Source organism: Methylobacterium sp. 17Sr1-1, assembly GCF_003173775.1.
Lineage (GTDB): Bacteria > Pseudomonadota > Alphaproteobacteria > Rhizobiales > Beijerinckiaceae > Methylobacterium.
Genome location: NZ_CP029552.1, coordinates 4,517,888 through 4,532,383, shown reverse-complemented (window position 1 = coordinate 4,532,383; position 14,496 = coordinate 4,517,888). Strand labels below are relative to the sequence as shown.

At 71.4% G+C, this 14,496-nt stretch carries 12 protein-coding genes; 8 read left to right on the top strand and 4 right to left on the bottom strand.

Annotated features, from left to right (window positions below):
- Positions 1–6 precede the first annotated feature (6 nt).
- The 4 genes from DK412_RS31575 to DK412_RS20455 all read right to left on the bottom strand — a co-directional run bounded on the left by DK412_RS31575 (position 7) and on the right by DK412_RS20455 (position 6,229).
- Entirely contained in the window at positions 7–576 is a 570-nt protein-coding gene (locus tag DK412_RS31575) for a DUF4112 domain-containing protein (RefSeq protein ID WP_109973454.1), read from the bottom strand.
- An 81-nt stretch (positions 577–657) separates the two neighbouring features.
- Positions 658–1,815, bottom strand: a complete 1,158-nt coding sequence (locus tag DK412_RS20465) for an aminotransferase (protein WP_109973453.1) — start codon at positions 1,813–1,815, stop codon at positions 658–660.
- A 123-nt stretch (positions 1,816–1,938) separates the two neighbouring features.
- Complete coding sequence (locus DK412_RS20460) at positions 1,939–4,512, bottom strand: EAL domain-containing protein (protein ID WP_109973452.1); 2,574 nt, start codon at positions 4,510–4,512, stop codon at positions 1,939–1,941.
- A 262-nt stretch (positions 4,513–4,774) separates the two neighbouring features.
- On the bottom strand, positions 4,775–6,229 hold the full coding sequence (locus DK412_RS20455; protein WP_245447137.1) for a PLP-dependent aminotransferase family protein: 1,455 nt from the start codon (positions 6,227–6,229) through the stop codon (positions 4,775–4,777).
- A gap of 498 nt (positions 6,230–6,727) precedes the next feature.
- Here DK412_RS20455 and DK412_RS20450 point away from each other — a divergent pair, with 498 nt between their 5' ends.
- The 8 genes from DK412_RS20450 (at position 6,728) to DK412_RS20415 (ending at position 14,474) form a co-directional block, all read left to right on the top strand.
- Positions 6,728–7,624, top strand: a complete 897-nt coding sequence (locus DK412_RS20450; RefSeq protein WP_109973450.1) for a LysR family transcriptional regulator — start codon at positions 6,728–6,730, stop codon at positions 7,622–7,624.
- 121 nt (positions 7,625–7,745) lie between these two features.
- Entirely contained in the window at positions 7,746–8,546 is an 801-nt protein-coding gene (locus DK412_RS20445) for a putative hydro-lyase (RefSeq protein ID WP_109973449.1), read from the top strand.
- A 162-nt stretch (positions 8,547–8,708) separates the two neighbouring features.
- A complete protein-coding gene (locus DK412_RS20440) occupies positions 8,709–9,959 on the top strand; it encodes an ABC transporter substrate-binding protein (protein ID WP_109973448.1) in 1,251 nt (416 codons plus the stop codon).
- 290 nt (positions 9,960–10,249) lie between these two features.
- The gene (locus tag DK412_RS20435) at positions 10,250–11,128 is read left to right on the top strand and encodes a branched-chain amino acid ABC transporter permease (RefSeq protein ID WP_109973447.1); all 879 of its coding nucleotides are present in this window, start codon (positions 10,250–10,252) and stop codon (positions 11,126–11,128) included.
- Entirely contained in the window at positions 11,128–12,168 is a 1,041-nt protein-coding gene (locus DK412_RS20430; RefSeq protein WP_109973446.1) for a branched-chain amino acid ABC transporter permease, read from the top strand. Before DK412_RS20435 ends, DK412_RS20430 begins: the two co-directional genes overlap by 1 nt.
- Positions 12,169–12,170: 2 nt before the next feature.
- Complete coding sequence (locus tag DK412_RS20425; RefSeq protein ID WP_109973445.1) at positions 12,171–12,911, top strand: ABC transporter ATP-binding protein; 741 nt, start codon at positions 12,171–12,173, stop codon at positions 12,909–12,911.
- On the top strand, positions 12,904–13,608 hold the full coding sequence (locus DK412_RS20420) for an ABC transporter ATP-binding protein (protein ID WP_162596364.1): 705 nt from the start codon (positions 12,904–12,906) through the stop codon (positions 13,606–13,608). Before DK412_RS20425 ends, DK412_RS20420 begins: the two co-directional genes overlap by 8 nt.
- Before the next feature lie 278 nt (positions 13,609–13,886).
- A complete protein-coding gene (locus DK412_RS20415; protein ID WP_109973443.1) occupies positions 13,887–14,474 on the top strand; it encodes a hypothetical protein in 588 nt (195 codons plus the stop codon).
- Positions 14,475–14,496 lie beyond the last annotated feature (22 nt).

The window sequence follows — 14,496 nt, the reverse complement described above, 5'->3', positions numbered from 1 at the left end:
TCAGGATCAGTCGAGGCGGGTCGCGGTGACGTCGATCACGCTGGGCTTCAGCGCGCCGCTGCGCTCCAGGTGCTTGCGCAGCAGAGCGACGTTGCGGCGGTTGGCCTTGAAGGCGGCGTCGAACAGGTCGCCGACGATCGGCACCACGCCGACCACGCCGTCGATCGCCACGTTCGCCGCCATGCGGGCGAGGAGCCAGCGCGGCGCGCCGAGGCGCTTCGCCTCCCAGACGATGTAGGACGAGATCGCCGTGGTGATCGCGTCGCCGATCACCGGGATCAGGCCGACGATCGCGTCGAGGCCGATGCGCCGGTTGCCCGGCAGCAGGATCGCGGTGTCGAGGAGATGGGCGAGCAGGTCGAGCCGCGCCATCACCTGCTCGGGCGACGAGCCCTCCAGGGCCTTGGAACCCCGGGCGCGCAAGGAGAAGGGATCGTCCTGGGGGAAGCGGCCGTCCCTGAAGCCGCCGGCCTTGAACTCGGCTCCGTTGCCGGAGGATCCTTGGCTGAAGGATCCTTGGCCGAAGGAACCCGCCCCGAAGGGCGGAACGCGGCCGGCCGTCTGCGAAGAGGTCATCCCGGGGCTCCGGAGCGGGTGCGTGGTGCTCATGATCCAGGATGTGGCCCCGGCGCCCCGGCTCGACAAGGAGGCCCCGCATCAGGTTGCGCGCCCCGCCGCCAGGCCGCGCAGGCGCTCCAGCGCCCGGTCGAGGGTGTCGTCACGCTTGGCGAAGCAGAACCGCACGATGGTGCGCACCGGCTGGTGGGCGTAGAAGGCGCTGACCGGGATCGCCGCGACGCCGTGCTGCCGCACCAGCCGCTCGCAGAAGGCGACGTCGTCGGTCTCGCCCAAGGGGGCGATGTCGAGGTTGAGGAAGTAGGTGCCGGCCGAGGGCAGGACGCTGAAGCCGAGCTTTCTGAGACCGTCGGCGAACCGGTCGCGGGCCCGGGCGAAGTCCGCCCGCATGCCCTCGTAATAGGCGTCGTCCTTGGCGAGCCCGTAGGCCACCGCCGCCTGGAGGTTCGGCGGCGTGGTGAAGGTGAGGAACTGGTGCGCCTTGGCGAGCCCCCGCATCAGGGGAGGGGCCGCCATCACGAAGCCGACCTTCCAGCCGGTGAGGGAAAAAATCTTGCCGGCCGAGCTGATCTTCACCGTGCGCTCGCGCATGCCCGGAAACGCCATCAGCGGCCGGTGGCGGCGGCCGTCGAACACCACGTGCTCCCAGACCTCGTCGCAGAGCGCGACGGCGTCGTAGCGCTGGCAGAAGCGCGCCAGCAGTTCCAGGTCCTCGTCCGGGAAGATCGTGGCCGAGGGGTTGAGCGGATTGTTGAGCAGCACGACCTTCGTGCGCGGCGAGAAGGCGGCGGCGAGGGCATCTTCGGTGATCCGGAAATGCGGCGGCGTCAGGGTGACGAAGCGCGGCACCCCGCCGGCCCGGCGGACCAGCGGCAGGTAGGCGTCGTACATCGGCTCGAACAGCACGACCTCGTCGCCGGGCTCGATCAGGGCCATCAGGGCGCCGGCGAGCGCCTCGGTGGCACCCGACGTCACCATCACCTCGGTCTCGGGATCGAGGTCGAGCCCCTGCCAATGCGCGTAATGCGCGGCGACCGCCCGGCGCAGCTCCGGCAGCCCCATCATCGGCGGGTACTGGTTCCAGCCCTCCACCACCGCCTCGGCGGCCTTGGCGCGCACGTCGGCCGGGCCCGGATCGTCCGGGAAGCCCTGGCCGAGATTCACGGCGCCGGTCTCCCGGGCGAGTGCCGACATCACCTCGAACACGGTGGTCGGCAGGTCGGCGAAGATGGGGTTCATGCGGGGGACGCGGGTTCGAGGACGATAAGCGGCCTCGCTACCACGCCGGGGGACCGGACGGAACCGAGCCGGCCGTCGCGCCCCGGATGTCGCGCGTCCCGGCGCAGGCCATTCCCGATCCCGTCACGCCCGGCGCCGCTCCTCCGGCTGCAATAGCGCCGCGAAGGCCTCCGCCGGCATCGGCCGGCCGAACAGGTAGCCCTGCGCCTCCTCGCAGCCCTTCGCGAGGAGGCGCCCGGCCACCGCCTCGGTCTCGACGCCCTCGGCGGTCACCGAAAGGCCGAAGCTGCGGCCGAGAGTCAGCACCGACTGGACGATCGCCCGGTCCCGGATCGCCTGGTCGAGGCCCGTCTCGTCCTGGCCTGAGGCCTCCATGCCCTGCACGAAGGAGCGGTCGATCTTCAGGCGCGTGAGCGGGAAGCGCTTGAGCAGGCTCAAGGAGGCGTAGCCGGTGCCGTAATCGTCGAAGGCGAGCCCGATGCCGAGGTCGCGCAGCGCCCGCAGCGGGGCGATGAGGGCCTCGTCGTGCTGCAGGATGATGGTCTCGGTGATCTCCAGCTCGAGGGCCGAGGCCGGCAGGCCGGAATCGGCGAGCGCCGCCCGCACCTCGTCGACGAGGCTCACCGAGTGGAACTGCGCGCCGAACAGGTTGACGCTGACGCGCAGGTCGCCCGCCCCGTCCCGGCGCCAGGCGGCGGCCTGCGTGCAGGCCTCGCGGAGCACCCAGCGGCCCACCGGCGCGGCGAGCCGGCTCGCCTCGAGGGGGGCCAGGAACTCGCCCGGCGCGAGCAGGCCGAGCCGGGGATGGCGCCAGCGGATCAGGGCCTCGGCGCCGACGATCCGGCGGTCGGAGAGGCGCACCTGCGGCTGGTAGACCAGCGCGAACTCCCCGGCCGCCAGCGCCCGGGGCAGTTCCTGCTGGCGCGCGGTCCAGGCCAGGGTGGCGTCGCGCAGGGAGGACGTGAACACGCGGTGGCAATGCCGCCCGGCGCGCTTGGCCTCGTAGAGCGCCATGTCGGCGCTGGCGAGCAGCCCGTCGGCGAGGGGGCCGTGCGCGGGACTGAGCGCGATGCCGATGCTCGCCCCGATATGGATGGTCTGGCCGTCGACCGGGAACGGCTCGGAGAGGCTGTGCAGGATCGTCCCGGCGACCGTGACCGCGGCGGCCTCGTCGCAGCCGGGCAGCAGGACCGCGAACTCGTCGCCGCCCATCCGGGCGACGAGGCCGGCCGTTCCGATGCAGGCGCAGAGGCGGGCGCCGGCCTGCCGGATCAGGTCGTCGCCCGCCTCGTGGCCGAGCGTGTCGTTGACCTTCTTGAAGCCGTCGAGATCGATCATCAGGGCGGCGGCCGGCCGCTCGGGGGCGGTGCGCCCGATCGCCAGGGCGAGGCCGCGGCGGTTGCTCAGGCCGGTCAGGCCGTCCGTCTCGGCCTGCCGGCGCAGGGTCTCCATCAGGCGGGCGCGCTCGCGCAGCCGATCCTCCAGCACCGAGAGCGCGTCGAACAGCCGACGGATCTCGACGATGCGCAGGGCCGGCAGCGGGCGGGCGGCGGGCACGCCGCCCTCGGCCAGCGTCATCGCGGTCTCCCGCGCGACCAGGAGCGGGCGCAGCACCGAGGCGCGCAGGGATTGCAGCAGGGCGACCAGCAGGACGAGGATCGCGACGGTGCCGCAGGCGACCGCGAGGAGCCGCGTGCGCACCGCGTCGCGCTCGGCGGCGAAGCCCGCGACCATGCCGGCGAGGTAGCGCTCGCGCAGGGCCTCGACCGGCTTCAGGGTCGGCACGTAGCGGCGGGTGAGCTCGTCGGCGGTGAGCGTGTAGCGGCCCGAGGCGCGCCCTTCCGCGATCGTCGCCTCGATCAGGCCGAGCCCCCGCCTGGCGAAGGTCACCTCGACCTCGCGAAACAGCCCCTCCATGGGCTGCCCGGGCCCGAACGCCGCCTGGCCGCGCAGCAGCCGCAGCAACTCCTGAATACGGCCCCGGATCTGCGTGGCGTCGGTGAACTGGCGGGCGTCGAGGGGGCGGTGCACGGCGACGGCCGGGATGATGGCGGAGCCGATCCGGCCGCCATACTCGCGCAGGTCGCTCACCGCGTGGCCGATCAGGGCCGATCCGGCAAGCGCCGGATCGGCCCTGCCGATCTCGCGGATCTCCCAGGCGACCACGTCCTGGAAGGTGTCGACCACGGCGATCATCCGGGCGATCGCACCGGTGATGTCCTCCAGGCCCCGCTCCGCCGCCGGCAGGCCGGCCACCCGGTCGACGTCCCGCCGCGCCTCGTCGAGCCGGACGGCGGTCGCCGCGAGGAGGCCGTAGGGGAGGGCGTGGCCGGGCTCGTCCTTCGCCGGCCCGCGCAGGGCCGCGAGGGCGCCGTCGCTCGCCGTCCGGAACGCGGCGAGCCGTCCTTGTGCCGCCGGATCGCTGCCGGGCGCGATCGACATCGCGACGTTCGCCGGGCCGCGCTCCGCCGAGAGACGGTTGGCGGCCTCGAGCACCTGGCGCAGCCGGCTGATGAGCACGAGGTTGCTCTGGCCATCGCGATAGGCCGCGACCGAGGGCGCGATGACGATCGCCGTGAGGGCGACGAGCCCCGCCGCGAGGAGGAGGGCGGTGCCCCAGAGCCGGCGCCCGAGCCTGACCTCCCGCCGCCCCCCCTGACCCGGGGGCGCCGCCGATGCTGGAGATGGTTGCTGCACGGAGACCCTCGGGAAAGGGCCGGAGCGATGCACCGGCCGGATGCTGCCTCTGCTGTCGGGCTAGGGGGGATTCCTTGCCGAACGCTTAGATTCGGGCGTGTCGGCGCTGCATCCGGCAATTGTTTCGGAGTTGTCCCTTGGTCATATACTGTGGGAAGTATCCGAGGCCCGATCGGGCCGAGGCTCGCTCGAACCGGGACGTCATGACGGGCGAGGTGACGGCGAGGGTGGGGCGGCGCCCCTCGCCGGCCGGCCGTCCCGGTCACATCCCGATGGGAGGTCCGTCGTCGAAAGCCGCGGCGAGGCGGCGGATGCCGGTCCGGATCGTCTCGGGCTCGCTGCCGGCGAAGCCGAGGAGCAGTCCGGCCCGGTCCGGCCGCGCCAGCGCGTCATGGTAGAGCGGGCCGACCGGGTAGACGCCGATCCCCGCCACCCGCGCCGCCGCGGCGATTCCGGCCTCGGCCGCCGCCGGGACGCCCTCGAACCAGGCGACGAGGTGCAGGCCCGCCGCCGCGCCCTCGACGCGCACCCGTCCGCCGAAACTCTCTGCGAGAGCGGCGAGCAGCGCGGCGCGCCGGCCGGCATTGCGCCGCCGCGCCTGGCGCAGGTGGCGCTCGTAGCCGCCGTTCCCCAGGAGGGCGGCGAGGGCGGCCTGTTCCAGCCCCGGCGCCTGTCGGTCGGCGAGGCGCTTGGCCTCCGCGAAGGCGGCAGCCAAGCCCTCGGGCACCACCAGGTAGCCGAGGCGCAGTTGCGGCGAGAGGGTCTTGGAGACCGTGCCGGCATAGACGACGCGCCCCGCCCGGTCGAGGCTTTGCAGCGCCTCCACCGGCCGCGCGTCGAAGCGGTACTCGCCGTCGTAATCGTCCTCGACGATCGTCGCGCCGCAGGCCTCCGCCCAGGCCAGCAGCGCCTGCCGGCGGGCGGCGGGCAGCACGCCGCCGAGGGGGAACTGGTGCGAGGGCGTGACGTAGGCGAGCCGCGCCGGACCGATGTCCGGGAGGCGCCCGGTCTGCAGGCCCTCCGAATCGACCGGGACCGGCACGATCGCGGCGCCGGCGGCGGCGAAGACTTTTCGCGCCGCCCCGTAGCCCGGATCCTCCATCACCACCCGGTCGCCGGGATCGACGAGGAGCCGGGCGCAGAGGTCGATCCCCTGCTGCGAGCCGTTGACCACGACGATCTGGTCGAGGCCGCAGCTGAGGCCGCGCGCCCGCCAGAGATAGGCCTGGAGCGCGGCGCGCAATGCGGGGAGCCCGCGCGGATCGCCGTAGCCGAGCCGGGCCGGCCGGCGCAGCAGGGCCGCGGTGAGCGCCCGCCGCCAGGCGAGGACCGGAAAATCGTCGCCCGAGAGGTCGCCGTAGCGGAAGTCGATCGCCGGCGCCGGCAGGGAAGCGGGCGTCGGTTCCGCCAGGATGCGCCGCCCGAAGGCGGAGAGGCGGGGCGCCGGGTTCGGCCCGGCCGGGGCCGGGGCCGCGCTCGGCAGGATGCCGGCGGCGACCCGCGTCCGGGCGCCCGGCCGCGTCTCCAGGTAGCCCTCGGCGACGAGCTGGTCGTAGGCCGCCGTCACGGTGGTGCGCGAGACCCCGAGCTCCGCCGCCAGCGCCCGGGTCGAGGGCAGGGCCGCACCGGGCGGATAGAGGCCCGCGGCGATCTGCGCCTTCAGGTCGGCGCCGATGCGGGCGCTGGCGGAGAGCGTGCGGGGAGGGATTGCGTCCAAACTGGCCTGGTCCTGTCCATCCGAAGCGACGTCTAGCATGGACCGGTGCGACGGGTCGTTGGCGGAAGGATGAGGCGCGGGTTTCCCCTCTCCCCGACAGATCCCGGGCCTGCCCGGGATCTGCAAGCGAGGGACGAAGCCGGGCATGCCCGACTTCTCGCGGGGAGAGGCCTGAGCTCCGAAGGGGCTCAGGGAGCCCGAAGGGCGGGGGTGAGGGGGTCTCGACGCGCGAGGCTCTTCCGGAAACACCCCTCACCCCCGCTTCGGCTTCGCCTCCGCTCGCCGCGTCACCTGAACGGTGACACGGCCCTCTCCCCGCGAGAAGTCGGGCTTGCCCGACTTCGCCTATCGCTTGCAGATCCCGGGCAAGCCCGGGATCTGTCGGGGAGAGGAGAAGGCCCGCGTCCAACCTCTCGCCATTCCGCCGCAGGCCGCCGCCATTTGCGCATGGTCCGAACCTTGCTCCATTCTCGTCCCGCGGGCGATCCGGGACGGGGCATGGCGGAACTGAGAAGCCTGGAGATCTTCTACTGGACCGCCTCGCTGTGCAGCTTCCGCAAGGCGGCGGAGCGGATGCACACCTCGCAGCCGGCGGTGTCGCAGCGCATCGCGGCGCTCGAGGAGGAGTTCGGGGTGCGGCTGTCCGAGCGGCGCGCCCGCTCGGTGGTGCTGACGGCGAAGGGCCGCGACCTCCTGACTTACGCCGAGCGCTTCCTGCGCCTGCGCACCGAGATGATGCAGGCGGTGGCCGGGCCCGGGGCGATGCGCGGCGTGCTGCGTCTCGGCGTGTCGGACACCATCGTGCATACCTGGCTGATGCGCTTCATCGCCCGGATGAACGAGGCCTATCCGGGGATCACCGTCGACATCGCGGTCGACATCTCGCCCACGATGCGCGACGCGCTGCTCAACCGCGACCTCGACCTCGCCTTCCTGGTCGGGCCGATCACCATGCCGAACCTGGTCAACCTGCCGCTCTGCAGCGTGTCCCTGGCCTGGATCGCCGCGCCGGGGCTCGATCTCGGCCCCGGCGAGGTGAGCCTGGAGAGCCTGCTGAAGCACCCGCTCATCACCTACCCGAAGAACACCAACCCCTACGTGTCCTTGCGCGAGATGCTGGCGCAATCGAACCTGCCGCCGCCGCGCCTGCACAGCAACGCCTCGCTCTCCACCATCGTACGGATGGCGCGGGAGGGGATCGGCATCGGGGTGATCCCGCCCGAGGTGGTGCGCCGGGACATCGAGGAGGGCGCGCTGCGGATCATCGCCCCGGCGCCGGCCCTGCCGGACATCCACTTCACCGCCACCTATCCCAGTGCCCCCGACGACGGGCTCGCCGCGACGGCGGCGCGGCTCGCCTGCGAGGTCGCGGCCTCGCCGGACTGGCGCCGGTGATCCCCTTGGCGATAAGCGGATCTTATCGAAACCGATGCGAAATGATGATTGGCGCTTACCTGCCTACGATGTGATCATGGCGCATTGCTGGGCACGAAAAGTTCCGGGCAGAGGAGTGGCGATGACCCTTCCCTTCGATCGGGCGCGGATGAGCGGCGAGGCGGCGCGCCTCGCCTGCCGCAGCGGCACCATCACCGGCTGCACCGCCGGCATCGCCGACGGCTACGTCCAGGGCAACCTCGCGGTGCTGCCCGCCGATCTCGCCGACGAGTTCCTGCTCTTCGCCCAGCGCAACCCGAAATCCTGCCCGATCATCGGCGTCTCGGCGAAGGGCGAGCGGACGATCCCCGAGCTCGGCCTCGATCTCGACATCGCCACCGACGTCGCCGGCTACCGGGTCTGGCGCGACGGCGAGGTGGCCGAGGAGCGGGACTCCGTCGCCGATCTGTGGCGCGACGACCTCGTGGCCTTCGTGATCGGCTGCTCCTACTCGTTCGAGGCCGCGATGGCCGAGGACGGGCTCCCCCTGCGCCACGTCGAGATGGGGGTGCGGGTGCCGATGTACCGCACCAGCGTTCCGTGCGCCCCGGCCGGCCGGTTCGCCGGGCCGATGGTGGTGTCGATGCGGCCCCTCACCCCCGCCCAGGCGATCCGGGCGGTGCAGATCACCTCGCGCTTCCCCTCCGTCCACGGCGCGCCGGTGCATCTCGGCCGGCCGGACCTGATCGGCATCCGCGACATCGGGGCGCCCGATTACGGCGATCCGGTCGAGATCCGCGACGACGAGATCCCGGTCTTCTGGGCCTGCGGCGTCACCCCGCAATCGGTGATCGCCGCCGTGCGGCCGGCCTTCGCCATCACCCACGCCCCCGGCTGCATGCTGATCACCGACCGGCGCAACAGCGAGTTCGCCGTTCTCTAGAAGTCGTTCCCAACCGATTCGTCTTGGACTCTTGTTCGTGCATCATGCCGCGGCCGGGCCTGCGACCGTTTCGACGCCAGCTGTTCACAGCTTGGCAACAGGCCGTTCAAAGGACGCGGAATGAGGCTTAGAGGACATCTGAAAGCCCCTGGAGGCCAGCGCATGATTCGTCGTCGAGAACTCTTGGTCGGGGCCGGTGCCCTCTCCCTCGCCTCGCTCCGCGGCGCACCGGCCCGCGCGGCCGCACCGGAGGTGGTGGTCGGCGTGCTCTACCCCATGTCGGGGGCGAGCGCGCAGATGGGCGTCGATGCCCGCCACGCCATCGAGACGGCGCTCGACATCATCAACAACGACCACGACCTCGACCTGCCGACCGCCAAGGGCGCGGGCCTCGCCGGCATGGGCGGCGCCAAGATCCGCCTCGTCTTCGCCGACCATCAGGCCGATCCGCAGAAGGGCCGCGCCGAGGCCGAGCGCCTCATCACCCAGGACAAGGTCTCGGCCCTCGTCGGCTGCTACCAGTCGGCGGTCTCCGCTACCGTCAGCGCCACCGCCGAGCGCTACGGCATGCCCTTCGTCTGCGCCGATTCCTCCTCGCCGAGCCTGCACCGCAAGGGCCTGAAGCTCTTCTTCCGCCCGGCCGCGCACGACGAGATGTTCTCGACCGCGATGTTCGACTTCCTCGATGCCCAGCGCAAGCAGGGCAAGACGATCGACTCGATCGCGCTGTTCTTCGAGGACACGATCTACGGCGTCGACTCGGCCAACGTGCAGCGCAAGCTGGCAGGCGAGCGCGGCTACAAGCTCGTCGCCGACGTGAAGTACAAGAGCAACTCGCCCTCGCTCACCGCCGAGGTACAGCAGCTCAAGACCGCCAACGCCGACGTGCTGCTGCCGACGAGCTACACCACCGACGCGATCCTGCTCACCAAGACCATGGCCGAGCTCGGCTACAAGCCGAAGAGCATGATCGCGCAGGCCGCCGGCTTCTCCGAGAAGGTGACCTACGACACCGTCGGCGACAAGCTCCAGGGCCTGATCTCCCGCGGCAGCTTCTCCCTCGACCTCGCCGCCAAGCGTCCGATGGTCGCGACGGTGAACAACATGTACAAGGCCCGGGCCGGCCGCGACCTCAACGACAATTCCTCGCGCCAGTTCATGGCGCTGATCGTGCTCGCCGACGCCCTCGACCGCGCCGGCTCGACCGACGGCCAGAAGATCCGCGCCGCGCTCGCCGCCACCGACATCCCGGGCACCCGCACGATCATGCCCTGGACCAAGGTGGCGTTCGGGCCGGACGGCCAGAACACCCATGCCGACCCGGTGCTGCTGCAATGGATCGGCGACAAGTTCGTCACGATCTTCCCGGATGCCGCCGCGGTGGCGCCGGCCAAGTGGCCGATGAACACGTAACCCGGTCGTTCTTTATGCTGAACGACGCGAGGTGAAGCACACCTCCCCTCTCCCGTGTGGGAGAGGGGCCGGGGGTGAGGGTGGCTCGGGTTCAGGATCAGGCACCGAGCGTCGAGCTGCGCAGCTCAACGTTCGGAGCCTTGCACGGAAGCGCGCCACCCTCACCCCTACCCCTCTCCCACACCTTGGAGCGATACCGGGCAGGCCCGGCATCGCCTGGAGAGGGGATCCCGCGCCAGACTTGGTGACAATCCCGTATTCGCGCGCCGCTCACCGGAGCCCCGACCCCCATGACGACGCAAGCCCTGGTGCAGGTGCTGGCGAGCGGCCTCCTGATGGGCTTGATCTACGCCCTGATCGCGGTCGGACTCTCCCTCATCTTCGGCCTGATGGACGTGGTGAACTTCGCCCACGGCGAGTTCCTGATGCTGGCGATGTACGCGACCTTCGGGCTGGTGCTGGTCACCCGGCTCGATCCGGTGGTGCTGATGCCGCTGGTCGCGGCCCTGCTCTTCATGCTGGGAGCCGCCGCCTACATGGGCGTGGTCCGCTTCGCCATGCGGGCCAAGGCCAACCAGGGCATGGTGCAGATCTTCGCGACCTTCGGGCTCGCGATCCTGCTCCAGGGCGCCGCCCAGTACCTGTTCACGCCCGATTACCGCAACGTCCAGGATACCTGGCTCGGCGGGCGCACCCTCGAACTCGGCGGGATCTTCCTGCCCTGGCCGCAGATCTTCGGTGCCGTGGTCTCCCTCGCCGCCTTCGGGGGGCTGCACCTCCTGATGAGCCGCACCGATTTCGGCCGCGCGCTGGAGGCGACCCGCGAGGACCAGGGCGCGGTGGCGCTGGTCGGCATCGACCGCAACCGGGTCTTCGCCCTCGGCTGGGGTCTCGGCGCCGCGCTCGTCGGTCTCGCCGGGGCGGTGCTGGCGATCTTCTACTACATCCACCCCCAGGTCGGGGCGAGCTTCGCCCTCATCGCCTACGTCACGGTGGCGCTCGGCGGCTTCGGCAGCGTCGGCGGCGCGCTCGTCGCCGGGATCATCGTCGGCCTCGTCGAGGCCTTCACGGCGGTGATCCTGCCGCCGGCGCTGAAGTCCGTCGGCGTCTACGCCCTCTACCTCGCGGTGGTGTTCGCGCGGCCGCAAGGCCTGTTCGGGAGGCTCTGATGACCACGCTGACCACCGCCCTCGCGCCGGGCTCCGCCCCCGCCCGGGCCGAGGCGAGCTACGCAGGCCGGCGCCGGCGCAAGCTGATCGTCGCCGCCCTGGTCTTCTCCGGCCTCGCCGCGCTCCCCTACGGCATCCGCGACGTCTACCTCCAGAACGTCCTGATCCTCACCCTGATGTACGCCGCTTTGTCGCAGAGCTGGAACATCCTGGGCGGCTATTGCGGTCAGGTGTCGCTCGGCCACGCGCTGTATTTCGGCTTCGGCGCCTACGCGACCTCGGTCCTCTTCGTCAATTACGGCGTGCTGCCGTGGTTCGGCATGCTGGCGGGCGGGGCATTGTCGGCCGTCGTGGCGCTGATCCTCGGCTATCCGTGCTTCCGGCTGGCCGGCCACTACTTCTCGATCGCCACCATCGTGATCGCGGAGATCGGCCTGCTGCTCGTCCACAACTGGGAGTTCGTCGGCGGCGCGATGGGCATCCAGTGGCCGTTCAACCCCGATTCGTGGTGGACGCTGCAATTCGCCCGCGACAAGGTCCCGTACGTCCACTTCGCGGTCGGCTTCCTGGCGGTGGTCTGGTTCGTGACCTGGCTGATCGAGGGCTCGCGCTGGGGCTACTGGTGGCGCGCGGTCAAGGACGACGCCCAGGCCGCCGAGAGCCTCGGCGTCGAGGTCTTCCGCTCCAAGATGGCGGCGGCCGCGGTCTCGGCCTTCTTCACCGCCATCGGCGGCGGCTTCTACGCGGCCTACGTCTCCTACATCGATCCCGAGAGCGTGATGAGCTTCCGCTTCTCGCTGCTCTTCGCCCTCCCGGCGGTGCTCGGCGGCATCGGCACCCTGTGGGGGCCTCTCGTCGGCGCCGCGATCCTGATCCCGCTCACCGAGATCAGCCGCTCCTATCTCGGCGGCAGCGGCAACGGCCTCGACCTGATGCTCTACGGGGTCCTCGTGATGGTGGTGGCGCTCGCCCGGCCCGAGGGCGTGCTGAGCCTCTTTCGCCGCACCCGCAAGGCCCGCAACGAGGAGGCCACACCGTGAGCATGCCTGCTGCAACGTCGCCCTTGCTGCGCATCGACCACGTCACGCTGCGCTTCGGCGGCCTCGTCGCCAATGCCGACGTCAGCCTCGACGTGCCGGAGGGCCAGATCCTCGGCCTGCTCGGGCCGAACGGCGCCGGCAAGTCGACGCTGTTCAACCTGATCTCCGGCACCTACCAGCCGAGCGAGGGAAAAATCTTCTTTCGCGGCGAGGACATCACCCCGCTCTCGGCGCCCGAGCGCTGCCGGCGCGGCATCGCCCGCACCTTCCAGGTGCCGCGCTCGTTCGACTCGATGAACGTCATCGAGAACGTCATCGTCGGGGGGTTCGCCCGCCACGCCAGCGCCGCGGCGGCGCGGCGGGTGGCGCTCGAAACCCTCGACTTCGCGGGCTTGAGCCACCGCGCGGACGCCGTGGCCGGCGAGCTGACGCCGCCGGAGAAGCGCCGCCTGGAAGTGGCGCGGGCGCTCGCCACCGAGCCGAAGCTCCTCCTCCTCGACGAGGTGCTGACGGGGCTCACTCCCAGCGAGGCCAAGGCCGGGGTCGAGCTGATCCGCAAGGTGGCGGCGAGCGGCGTCACCGTGATCATGGTCGAGCACGTGATGGAGGTGGTGATGCCGCTCGTCGATCGCGCCGTGGTGCTGCATCTCGGCCGCGTCCTCGCCGAGGGCCACCCGACCGAGGTCGTGCGCCACGAGGGCGTCATCACCGCCTATCTGGGGGAGCGTCACCGTGCTGCTTGAGGTCCGCGGGCTCTCCACCGCCTATCAGGGCCTGTTGGCCATCCAGGGCATCTCGATCGAGGTCGATGCCGGCGAGATCGTCGTGGTGGCCGGCGCCAACGGGGCCGGCAAGTCGACGCTCCTGAAATCCATCGCCGGGATGGAGCGGCCGAAATCCGGCGAGGTGGTGTTCGACGGCGCCCGCCTCGACGGGCTGCCGGGCCACGCCATCACCGCCAAGGGCATCGCCTACGTGCCGGAGAACAAGCGGCTGTTCCCGCGCCTGTCGGTCGCCGACAACCTGCGGCTCGGCAGCTATCTCCATCGCAAGGCCGCCGACCGCGAGGCTCCGCTGGAGCGGGTCTTCTCCCTGTTCCCCCGCCTCAAGGAGCGCCTGCCGCAACGCGCCGGCACCCTCTCGGGCGGCGAGCAGCAGATGCTCGCCATCGGCCGCGCCCTGATGACGCGGCCGCGCCTCCTGATGCTCGACGAGCCTTCGCAGGGCATCATGCCCAAGCTCGTCGACGAGATTTTTTCCGCCATCGAGGCGATCCGCGCCTCGGGCACGACGATCCTGCTCGTCGAACAGCGCCTCGCCGAGTCGCTCGGCATCGCCGACCGCGCCTACGTGCTCCAGACCGGCCGCCTGATGCTCTCGGGGCCGGCCGCGACCCTGCGGGACGATCCGGAGGTGCGGCGGGTGTATCTGGGGATCTGACCGTCCGGGTGTGAGGATCTATCCGGCCGGACGGAACACCCCCGCAAGCAACCGGTCAATCCCACCCTGAACCTCATCCTGAGGTGCGACCGAAGGGAGCCTCGAAGGAGACCTCCAGATGCCGCTACGACTTCTGGAGGTCTCCTTCGAGGCTCCCTTCGGTCGCACCTCAGGATGAGGTTCAGGGTGGGATAGTCTGAAAGCGGCGCGGGTCCTGCACCCGGACTCCCCCCTGCCGACCCAATGCTCTACAGAGGGGCCTCACGGAGAACCCCTTGATGACCAGCCGCACCACCGAGATCACGCTTGAGCGCATCGCCCTGATCCGGCGGCTGGTCGTGGCCTGGGACCCGGCGGGGCAGGGCGCTCCGGTGATCCACCCGGACGCGCCGTACGGCAGCCTCGACCGCGACGGCGACATCGCCAACGTCACCGGCGACGACGAGGGCGCGGCGGAGGAGCACCGGGCGGTCGGCGAGGCGCTGGTCGCCTTCCTGCATCATGCCGACCTCAAGCCCGGCCGCTACAGCTACCACAACCCCCTGACCAAGCTCGACCTGTCCCACGTCTCCGACGTGTTTCGCGACGAGAGCACGGGAACGTCGCCCGAGCAGATCGTGTTCGAGGTCGGCCCCGAGCACGTCGCCCTGATCCGTCGCCTCGCCATGGGCTGGGACGAGGCCCGCGGGGTGCCGGCGGTGGACGGCGCGGCGCCCTACGGGGCGGGCGGCCTGGAGGAGGCGATGACCCGGGCGCTCGGGGCCGAGCGCGACGACCTGGCGCACCTGCACCGGTCGATGCAGCCGGCCCTGCAGATCTTCCTGCGCAGCGCCGACATCGCGCCGGGGGATTACGCCATCGCCTGATCGGGGCGTCGCGCAGGAGGGT

Coding starts and splice junctions, on each gene's coding strand:
- DK412_RS20425 (WP_109973445.1), top strand. CDS start 12,171: ATGCCTGCTGCAACGTCGCCCTTGCTGCGCATCGACCACGTCACGCTG.
- DK412_RS20450 (WP_109973450.1), top strand. CDS start 6,728: ATGGCGGAACTGAGAAGCCTGGAGATCTTCTACTGGACCGCCTCGCTG.
- DK412_RS31575 (WP_109973454.1), bottom strand. CDS start 576: ATGACCTCTTCGCAGACGGCCGGCCGCGTTCCGCCCTTCGGGGCGGGT.
- DK412_RS20415 (WP_109973443.1), top strand. CDS start 13,887: ATGACCAGCCGCACCACCGAGATCACGCTTGAGCGCATCGCCCTGATC.
- DK412_RS20430 (WP_109973446.1), top strand. CDS start 11,128: ATGACCACGCTGACCACCGCCCTCGCGCCGGGCTCCGCCCCCGCCCGG.
- DK412_RS20445 (WP_109973449.1), top strand. CDS start 7,746: ATGACCCTTCCCTTCGATCGGGCGCGGATGAGCGGCGAGGCGGCGCGC.
- DK412_RS20435 (WP_109973447.1), top strand. CDS start 10,250: ATGACGACGCAAGCCCTGGTGCAGGTGCTGGCGAGCGGCCTCCTGATG.
- DK412_RS20440 (WP_109973448.1), top strand. CDS start 8,709: ATGATTCGTCGTCGAGAACTCTTGGTCGGGGCCGGTGCCCTCTCCCTC.
- DK412_RS20465 (WP_109973453.1), bottom strand. CDS start 1,815: ATGAACCCCATCTTCGCCGACCTGCCGACCACCGTGTTCGAGGTGATG.